The 8,374-nt window shown below is 50.1% G+C and carries 7 protein-coding genes and 2 pseudogenes; 7 read left to right on the top strand and 2 right to left on the bottom strand.

Annotated features, from left to right (window positions below; all coding sequences use genetic code 11):
* Nucleotides 1–17 precede the first annotated feature (17 nt).
* The 7 genes and pseudogenes from BFF42_RS06255 to opgB all read left to right on the top strand — a co-directional run.
* A pseudogene (locus BFF42_RS06255) lies at nucleotides 18–356 on the top strand (IS1-like element IS1B family transposase); the annotation flags it as partial.
* 647 nt (nucleotides 357–1,003) lie between these two features.
* Nucleotides 1,004–1,774: a threonine/serine exporter family protein gene (locus BFF42_RS06250; RefSeq protein WP_001340933.1), complete on the top strand. Its 771-nt coding sequence runs from the start codon at nucleotides 1,004–1,006 to the stop codon at nucleotides 1,772–1,774.
* Nucleotides 1,765–2,238, top strand: a complete 474-nt coding sequence (locus BFF42_RS06245; RefSeq protein ID WP_000538176.1) for a threonine/serine exporter — start codon at nucleotides 1,765–1,767, stop codon at nucleotides 2,236–2,238. The genes BFF42_RS06250 and BFF42_RS06245 overlap by 10 nt, the downstream gene beginning before the upstream one ends.
* A gap of 107 nt (nucleotides 2,239–2,345) precedes the next feature.
* The gene (dnaT, locus tag BFF42_RS06240) at nucleotides 2,346–2,885 is read left to right on the top strand and encodes a primosomal protein DnaT (RefSeq protein WP_000098818.1); all 540 of its coding nucleotides are present in this window, start codon (nucleotides 2,346–2,348) and stop codon (nucleotides 2,883–2,885) included.
* Nucleotides 2,886–2,887: 2 nt separating this feature from the next.
* Nucleotides 2,888–3,625 (top strand): replicative helicase loader DnaC, encoded by a 738-nt coding sequence (gene dnaC / locus BFF42_RS06235; protein WP_000799911.1) that lies wholly within the window; start codon nucleotides 2,888–2,890, stop codon nucleotides 3,623–3,625.
* A gap of 48 nt (nucleotides 3,626–3,673) precedes the next feature.
* Complete coding sequence (gene yjjA, locus BFF42_RS06230; RefSeq protein WP_001308243.1) at nucleotides 3,674–4,168, top strand: DUF2501 domain-containing protein YjjA; 495 nt, start codon at nucleotides 3,674–3,676, stop codon at nucleotides 4,166–4,168.
* A gap of 253 nt (nucleotides 4,169–4,421) precedes the next feature.
* A complete protein-coding gene (opgB, locus tag BFF42_RS06225) occupies nucleotides 4,422–6,713 on the top strand; it encodes a phosphatidylglycerol--membrane-oligosaccharide glycerophosphotransferase (protein WP_001292641.1) in 2,292 nt (763 codons plus the stop codon).
* 138 nt (nucleotides 6,714–6,851) lie between these two features.
* Here opgB and lgoD read toward each other — a convergent pair whose 3' ends face one another.
* Nucleotides 6,852–7,874 carry an L-galactonate oxidoreductase gene (gene lgoD, locus BFF42_RS06220; RefSeq protein WP_039059802.1) on the bottom strand — a complete coding sequence of 341 codons (1,023 nt, stop codon included), beginning with the start codon at nucleotides 7,872–7,874 and terminating at the stop codon, nucleotides 6,852–6,854.
* Nucleotides 7,875–8,063: 189 nt separating this feature from the next.
* A pseudogene (locus BFF42_RS06215) lies at nucleotides 8,064–8,374 on the bottom strand (IS1-like element IS1A family transposase); the annotation flags it as partial.

Raw genomic sequence — 8,374 nt, 5'->3', positions numbered from 1 at the left:
GTCGGGGCTAAATCGCGCAGCGCTGGCTGTTTTACGCGTATGACAGGCTCCGGAAGACGGTTGTTGCGCACGTATTCGGTGAACGCACTATGGCGACGCTGGGGCGTCTTATGAGCTTGCTGTCACCCTTTGACGTGGTGATATGGATGACGGATGGCTGGCCACTGTATGAATCCCGCCTGAAGGGAAAGCTGCACGTAATCAGCAAGCGATATACGCAGCGAATTGAGCGGCATAACCTGAATCTGAGGCAGCACCTGGCACGGCTGGGACGGAAGTCGCTGTCGTTCTCAAAATCGGTGGAGCTGCATGACAAAGTCATCGGGCATTATCTGAACATAAAACACTATCAATAAGTTGGAGTCATTACCCATCCTGGCAACATATTTCCTCCACATCCACTGTCTAAAAATCATGATGGTTTATTCAGGATATTCATTCCTTAAATGTTTCCAGCAAATTAATAGATTAAGCGAATAAATTATCCTTAGCATTCACTTTCATATCAGCATACTCCTGCTGCACAACAACTCCACTGCATGTGTCAGAAGGTTAGCATCAAATGATAACCTGGTGAAATAGCCTGGAGACATTTAAAATATCTACATTAAGTTGTTAGGAATACTTAATGAAAAACAGAAATCACATTCATTTAATTTATAATTAAATGATATCCCTTCCCGCAGAATGAAAAATCACACAACCAATATTTATTCAATGAAATCTGATGGTTTTAACTTGTTAACATTAAAAAACGTGCCCGGTTATCTATTATCCTGATTCGTAAAGGCCAAACAATAAATTCATTATAGTGATAATATTCATGTGATAGTTTGTTTGCGGCGAGAGATAATTCGCTTTTTATCACCGAGCTTGTCCCGATAACCAGGATTAATCAGCGCAATTTTGATCTTAACCTACCGCAAAACAACCGTGCTTCATGATACAAATGGATTCTCATTATCTGAACAATACGCAGCACGTCTATGACAAAGGGCGAGTTATGCAAACTGAGCAACAGCGAGCCGTAACACGGCTTTGTATCCAGTGTGGATTATTTCTTTTGCAACATGGTGCGGAAAGCGCGTTGGTTGATGAGCTTTCCTCACGACTGGGTCGGGCGTTGGGGATGGACAGCGTCGAAAGTTCTATCTCTTCGAACGCCATAGTGCTGACAACCATTAAAGATGGGCAATGCCTGACATCGACACGTAAAAATCACGATCGCGGCATTAATATGCATGTGGTGACTGAAGTCCAGCACATTGTGATTCTGGCGGAGCACCATCTGCTGGATTACAAAGGCGTAGAGAAACGATTTAGCCAAATTCAGCCATTACGTTACCCAAGATGGCTGGTAGCCTTAATGGTTGGCCTTTCTTGCGCCTGTTTCTGCAAACTCAATAAAGGTGGCTGGGATGGTGCCGTCATCACCTTCTTTGCCAGTACGGCCGCGATGTATATCCGCCAGCTGCTGGCACAACGTCATCTTCATCCGCAGATCAACTTTTGCCTCACCGCTTTCGCCGCCACCACCATTTCCGGATTGCTTTTGCAACTTCCCACTTTCAGCAATACACCCACTATCGCGATGGCCGCCAGCGTTCTGCTGCTGGTGCCGGGGTTTCCGTTGATTAATGCCGTCGCCGATATGTTTAAAGGCCACATCAATACCGGACTGGCACGCTGGGCGATCGCCAGTCTGCTGACACTGGCTACCTGCGTCGGCGTGGTGATGGCACTGACGATTTGGGGGCTACGCGGATGGGTGTGATCGAGTTTCTGTTTGCATTGGCGCAGGATATGATCCTCGCCGCCATTCCAGCGGTCGGCTTTGCGATGGTGTTCAACGTTCCCGTTCGGGCATTACGCTGGTGTGCGCTGCTTGGCGCGATTGGTCATGGTTCACGAATGATCTTAATGACCAGCGGGCTGAATATTGAGTGGTCAACCTTTATGGCCTCCATGCTGGTCGGCACCATTGGTATTCAATGGTCGCGCTGGTATCTGGCGCATCCGAAAGTGTTTACCGTGGCGGCTGTTATCCCTATGTTCCCGGGCATATCGGCTTATACCGCAATGATTTCGGCGGTAAAAATCAGCCAGTTAGGTTACAGCGAACCGTTGATGATTACCCTGTTAACCAACTTTCTTACAGCTTCATCGATTGTTGGTGCGTTATCCATCGGTCTTTCCATTCCTGGATTATGGTTGTACCGCAAGCGCCCTCGCGTATAAAATTGCCTCGCTTAAAGCACACGGATGAGAGACAGCCTCCTCTCCTCCGTGTGTTACTATAAAAGTTATCTCCCTTCTCGTTCATCGTTCCATATTTGAGAAACAGTATGTCTTCCAGAGTTTTGACCCCGGACGTCGTTGGTATTGACGCCCTGGTACACGATCACCAAACCGTTCTGGCAAAAGCTGAAGGCGGTGTGGTTGCCGTATTTGCTAACAATGCCCCGGCGTTTTATGCCGTCACGCCTGCACGCCTGGCTGAACTGCTGGCGCTGGAAGAAAAGCTGGCGCGTCCGGGAAGCGATGTCGCTCTGGACGATCAACTCTATCAGGAACCGCAAGCCGCTCCCGTTGCTGTACCCATGGGGAAATTCGCCATGTATCCGGACTGGCAACCCGATGCCGATTTTATCCGCCTGGCGGCGCTATGGGGTGTGGCACTAAGAGAGCCGGTGACCACCGAAGAACTGGCCTCATTCATTGCCTACTGGCAGGCGGAAGGTAAAGTCTTTCACCATGTGCAGTGGCAACAAAAACTGGCGCGCAGCCTGCAAATCGGTCGTGCCAGCAACGGCGGACTGCCGAAACGAGATGTGAATACGGTCAGCGAACCTGACAGTCAAATTCCACCAGGATTCAGAGGGTAACGATGAAAAACGTTGGCGACCTGATGCAACGCCTGCAAAAAATGATGCCTGCCCATATCAAACCTGCATTCAAAACGGGTGAAGAACTACTGGCCTGGCAGAAAGAACAAGGAGCGATCCGCTCCGCCGCTCTCGAACGTGAAAATCGGGCGATGAAAATGCAGCGCACCTTTAACCGCTCCGGTATTCGGCCACTGCATCAGAACTGCTCCTTTGAGAACTATCGCGTTGAGTGTGAAGGGCAGATGAATGCGTTAAGCAAAGCGCGCCAGTACGTCGAAGAGTTTGACGGCAACATCGCCAGCTTCATCTTTTCTGGTAAGCCAGGAACCGGCAAAAACCATCTGGCGGCGGCAATCTGCAACGAGCTGCTGCTACGCGGTAAATCCGTATTGATCATCACCGTGGCCGATATTATGTCGGCGATGAAAGATACCTTCAGGAATAGCGGTACCAGTGAAGAACAACTGCTTAACGATCTGAGCAACGTTGATCTGCTGGTGATCGATGAGATCGGCGTGCAGACCGAATCGAAATACGAAAAAGTGATCATCAACCAGATCGTCGATCGCCGCTCTTCTTCCAAACGCCCAACCGGGATGCTGACCAACAGTAATATGGAAGAGATGACCAAGTTGCTGGGCGAACGCGTGATGGACCGTATGCGCCTGGGTAACAGTTTGTGGGTGATCTTCAACTGGGATAGCTACCGTAGCCGGGTAACAGGTAAAGAGTATTAATCCCCGTTTCTGGCGGTATACTGCGACACAATTCCACCTTGAGTAATGATGATGAAAACTGTTAAACATCTTCTGTGCTGTGCCATTGCCGCCAGCGCATTAATTTCCACCGGGGTGCATGCTGCGTCCTGGAAAGATGCGCTCTCCAGCGCCGCCAGCGAACTTGGCAACCAAAACAGCACGACACAGGAAGGCGGTTGGTCGCTCGCGTCATTAACTAACTTGCTTAGCAGCGGGAACCAGGCCTTAAGCGCAGATAACATGAACAACGCCGCAGGCATTCTGCAATACTGCGCGAAGCAAAAGCTGGCGTCGGTAACCGATGCCGAAAACATCAAGAACCAGGTGCTGGAAAAGCTGGGCCTGAACAGTGAAGAGCAAAAAGAAGACACCAACTATCTGGATGGCATTCAGGGTTTGCTGAAAACCAAAGATGGTCAGCAACTCAATCTGGATAACATCGGAACGACTCCGCTGGCAGAAAAGGTGAAAACCAAAGCCTGCGATCTGGTGTTAAAGCAGGGGCTGAACTTCATTTCCTGAACCGCGAAACGCCGCGTTTTAGCTGTTACCCGGCTGACGCGGCTCTCTCCTGCCCTTTTCCCTGCTTCTGGACGATTTTCCCCCTGTTACACGGGAAGCGACCGCGATCAAAAAAGTCTGTTTATAAACTAATTCCTAACAACATCGCATTTTTTTGACACTAGAATTGCAGCAATATGGCGACGCCATTACATTGTTCTTCTCAAAAAGCTTAAACGTTGGCTAAACGGCCCGGTTTAGTGAGGATCGCCCGTTGTCAGAACTACTCTCTTTCGCCCTTTTTCTCGCCTCTGTGCTGATTTACGCATGGAAAGCGGGACGTAACACCTGGTGGTTTGCAGCCACATTAACGGTGCTGGGGCTATTTGTCGTTTTAAATATCACCCTGTTTGCCAGCGACTATTTTACTGGCGATGGTATTAACGACGCGGTTCTCTATACCTTAACCAACAGCCTGACCGGTGCTGGCGTCAGCAAATACATCCTGCCGGGTATCGGCATTGTGCTGGGGCTGACAGCGGTGTTCGGTGCGCTGGGCTGGATCCTGCGCCATCGTCGCCATCATCCGCACCATTTTGGTTACAGCCTGCTGGCGCTCTTACTGGCGCTGGGTTCGGTGGACGCCAGCCCGGCATTTCGTCAGATAACGGAACTGGTGAAATCCCAGTCACGCGATGGCGACCCGGACTTTGCGGCTTATTATAAAGAGCCGTCGAAAACTATCCCTGACCCGAAACTCAACCTGGTTTATATCTACGGCGAAAGTCTCGAGCGGACCTATTTTGATAACGAAGCTTTCCCGGATCTCACGCCTGAACTGGGCGCGTTGAAAAATGAAGGCCTGGATTTCAGCCACACGCAGCAGCTGCCAGGAACGGATTACACGATTGCGGGCATGGTGGCTTCTCAGTGCGGCATACCGCTGTTTGCCCCCTTTGAAGGCAACGCCTCCGCCTCTGTCTCCAGCTTCTTCCCGCAGAACATCTGTCTGGGCGATATCCTGAAAAACTCGGGTTATCAGAACTATTTCGTGCAGGGCGCGAATCTGCGTTTTGCCGGTAAAGATGTGTTCCTGAAGTCGCATGGCTTCGACCACTTATACGGCTCAGAAGAGCTGAAAAGCGTGGTGGCCGACCCGCACTATCGCAACGACTGGGGATTCTACGACGATACCGTTCTCGATGAAGCGTGGAAAAAGTTTGAAGAGCTTTCCCGCTCAGGTCAGCGATTCTCACTGTTTACCCTGACAGTCGATACCCATCACCCGGATGGTTTTATCTCGCGTACCTGTAACCGCAAAAAATATGATTTTGACGGTAAGCCAAACCAGTCATTCAGCGCGGTAAGTTGCAGCCAGGAGAATATCGCGGCGTTTATCAACAAAATCAAAGCGTCACCGTGGTTTAAAGATACCGTCATCGTCGTCTCTTCTGACCATTTAGCGATGAACAACACGGCGTGGAAATACCTCAATAAGCAGGATCGCAATAACCTGTTTTTTGTCATTCGTGGCGACAAGCCGCAGCAAGAGACGCTGGCAGTGAAGCGTAACACGATGGATAACGGCGCGACGGTGCTGGACATTCTCGGTGGCGATAACTATCTCGGACTTGGTCGTAGCAGTTTATCCGGGCAGTCGATGTCGGAAATCTTCCTCAATATCAAAGAGAAAACATTGGCGTGGAAGCCGGATATCATCCGCCTGTGGAAATTCCCTAAAGAGATGAAAGAGTTCACCATCGACCAGCAGAAAAACATGATTGCCTTCTCGGGTAGCCATTTCCGTTTGCCGCTGCTGTTGCGGGTTTCAGACAAACGCGTGGAACCGCTGCCGGAAAGCGAATACTCAGCACCGCTGCGTTTCCAGCTGGCCGATTTCGCTCCACGCGACAATTTCGTCTGGGTTGACCGTTGCTATAAGATGGCACAACTCTGGGCTCCGGAACTGGCACTCTCCACCGACTGGTGTGTCTCGCAAGGGCAGCTTGGCGGTCAGCAAATTGTTCAGCATGTTGACAAAACAACATGGCAGGGCAAAACGGCATTTAAAGATACGGTCATCGACATGGCGCGTTATAAAGGCAATGTCGATACGCTGAAAATTGTTGATAACGATATTCGCTACAAAGCCGACAGTTTCATCTTCAACGTCGCCGGTGCGCCAGAAGAGGTGAAACAGTTTAGTGGGATTTCCCGTCCAGAGTCGTGGGGCCGCTGGTCCAACGCGCAGCTGGGCGATGAAGTAAAAATCGAGTACAAGCATCCGCTGCCAAAGAAATTTGACCTGGTGATTACCGCCAAAGCATACGGCAATAACGCCAGCCGTCCTATTCCGGTACGCGTAGGCAATGAAGAACAAACCCTTGTGCTGGGCAATGAAGTGACCACCACCACACTGCATTTCGATAACCCAACCGATGCCGACACACTGGTAATTGTGCCGCCGGAACCTGTCTCAACCAACGAAGGGAATATCCTCGGACACTCGCCGCGTAAGCTCGGGATCGGCATGGTGGAAATTAAAGTGGTGGAACGTGAAGGATAATTCCTGACTGATGTGTAGGTCGCATAAGGTGCGACCTACACACCTTCTGCGGCCTACAAAACATCATTGAGAAACAGAAAAAAACAGCGCCCAACACTTCCCCGGACGCTGCATGGCAACTTTAATAATCTCGCCTTATCAGAAAGTAATTACACCCTTAATCAACTCACGATTGTTAATCACATCGCGCTCGTAGGTTTCTGCCAGCGTGGCGAACGGATAGCGATGGGTTAACATCATGTCAGCAGTGATTTTTCCTTCCGCCATCAGTCGACCGACTTTAGCAAAATCTTCCGGCGTGGCGTTGCGGCTACCCATCATCGTCGTTTCTTTTTTATGGAATTCCGGATCGGAGAACTGCAACTCACCTTTAAACAGGCCGACAAATACCACCGTGCCGCCGTGACGAATCAAATTCACGGTGTTATTCATCGCATGTTGATTACCTGTCGCGTCGATCACTTTCTGCGCCAGCGAACCACCAAACTGCGCCTGTAGCTGCGCGTCAAAATCTTCGGCTGACGGGTCCAGTAAAGGTAATTCCAGACGCGTTGCCACATGTTCACGGCGCGCCGGACTGGTATCCGCCACCACCACCTGTGCGCCATCGGCTTTAGCGATTGCCGCCGCGCCCAGACCGATTGGCCCCGCCCCGACCACCAGCACCTGCTCGCCGGGAGCAATGGCTGCGCGACGCACCGCATGAGCGCTAATAGCGAAAGGTTCAATCAATGCTGCCGCCTGCGGGTCAATACCGTCTGCGGGCAAAATGTTCGCCACCGGCACGCTCAAATACTCACTAAAACCGCCATCCTGATGCACGCCAATGACTGAAATTTTTTCACAGCAATTGGTACGCCCGCTTTTACACGCCGGGCATTGCTGACAGGCAACATAAGGGATCACAGCAACTTGCTGACCATTTTTAAGATCAGCAATATTTTTACCCAGCCTAACAATCTCCCCACATATTTCATGGCCTAAAACACGTGGATAACTAAAAAATGGTTGATTTCCACCCCAGGCATGAATATCGGTACCGCAAATCCCGACAGACTTAATTTTTATTAATGCTTCATTGTCACCCGGAATAGGTATCTCGCGTTGTTTCCAGACTAATTCTTTCGGCTGCTGGCAAATTAAAACATTCATCGTAGACATGATTCGGCTCTCCATTTTTTGTTGCCTTAGATATCAATGAAAATGAAAAATGGCAGCGGAACGGAAAATCTGTTTTGTGAAAACACACGCATAAAAATGTTTTAAATCGGGTTTTAATGGACTCACAAGGAGGAAAATATGAGTCGTTCACAAAATTTACGCCACAATGTGATTGGTAATGACTCCAACTTATTGATAGTGTTTTATGTTCAGATAATGCCCGATGACTTTGTCATGCAGCTCCACCGATTTTGAGAACGACAGCGACTTCCGTCCCAGCCGTGCCAGGTGCTGCCTCAGATTCAGGTTATGCCGCTCAATTCGCTGCGTATATCGCTTGCTGATTACGTGCAGCTTTCCCTTCAGGCGGGATTCATACAGTGGCCAGCCATCCGTCATCCATATCACCACGTCAAAGGGTGACAGCAAGCTCATAAGACGCCCCTGCGTCGCCATAGTGCGTTCACCGAATACGTGCGCAACAACCGTCTTCCGGAGCC

The sequence above is a fragment of the Shigella sp. FC1661 genome, assembly GCF_001712525.1.
In the GTDB taxonomy this organism is placed as follows: domain Bacteria; phylum Pseudomonadota; class Gammaproteobacteria; order Enterobacterales; family Enterobacteriaceae; genus Escherichia; species Escherichia coli.
This window is presented reverse-complemented; position numbering and strand designations above follow the sequence as displayed.

Excerpts from the sequence above, each read along its gene's own strand:
- BFF42_RS06250 (WP_001340933.1), top strand. The coding sequence starts at position 1,004 with ATGCAAACTGAGCAACAGCGAGCCGTAACACGGCTTTGTATCCAGTGT.
- BFF42_RS06245 (WP_000538176.1), top strand. The coding sequence starts at position 1,765 with ATGGGTGTGATCGAGTTTCTGTTTGCATTGGCGCAGGATATGATCCTC.
- dnaT (WP_000098818.1), top strand. The coding sequence starts at position 2,346 with ATGTCTTCCAGAGTTTTGACCCCGGACGTCGTTGGTATTGACGCCCTG.
- dnaC (WP_000799911.1), top strand. The coding sequence starts at position 2,888 with ATGAAAAACGTTGGCGACCTGATGCAACGCCTGCAAAAAATGATGCCT.
- yjjA (WP_001308243.1), top strand. The coding sequence starts at position 3,674 with ATGATGAAAACTGTTAAACATCTTCTGTGCTGTGCCATTGCCGCCAGC.
- lgoD (WP_039059802.1), bottom strand. The coding sequence starts at position 7,874 with ATGTCTACGATGAATGTTTTAATTTGCCAGCAGCCGAAAGAATTAGTC.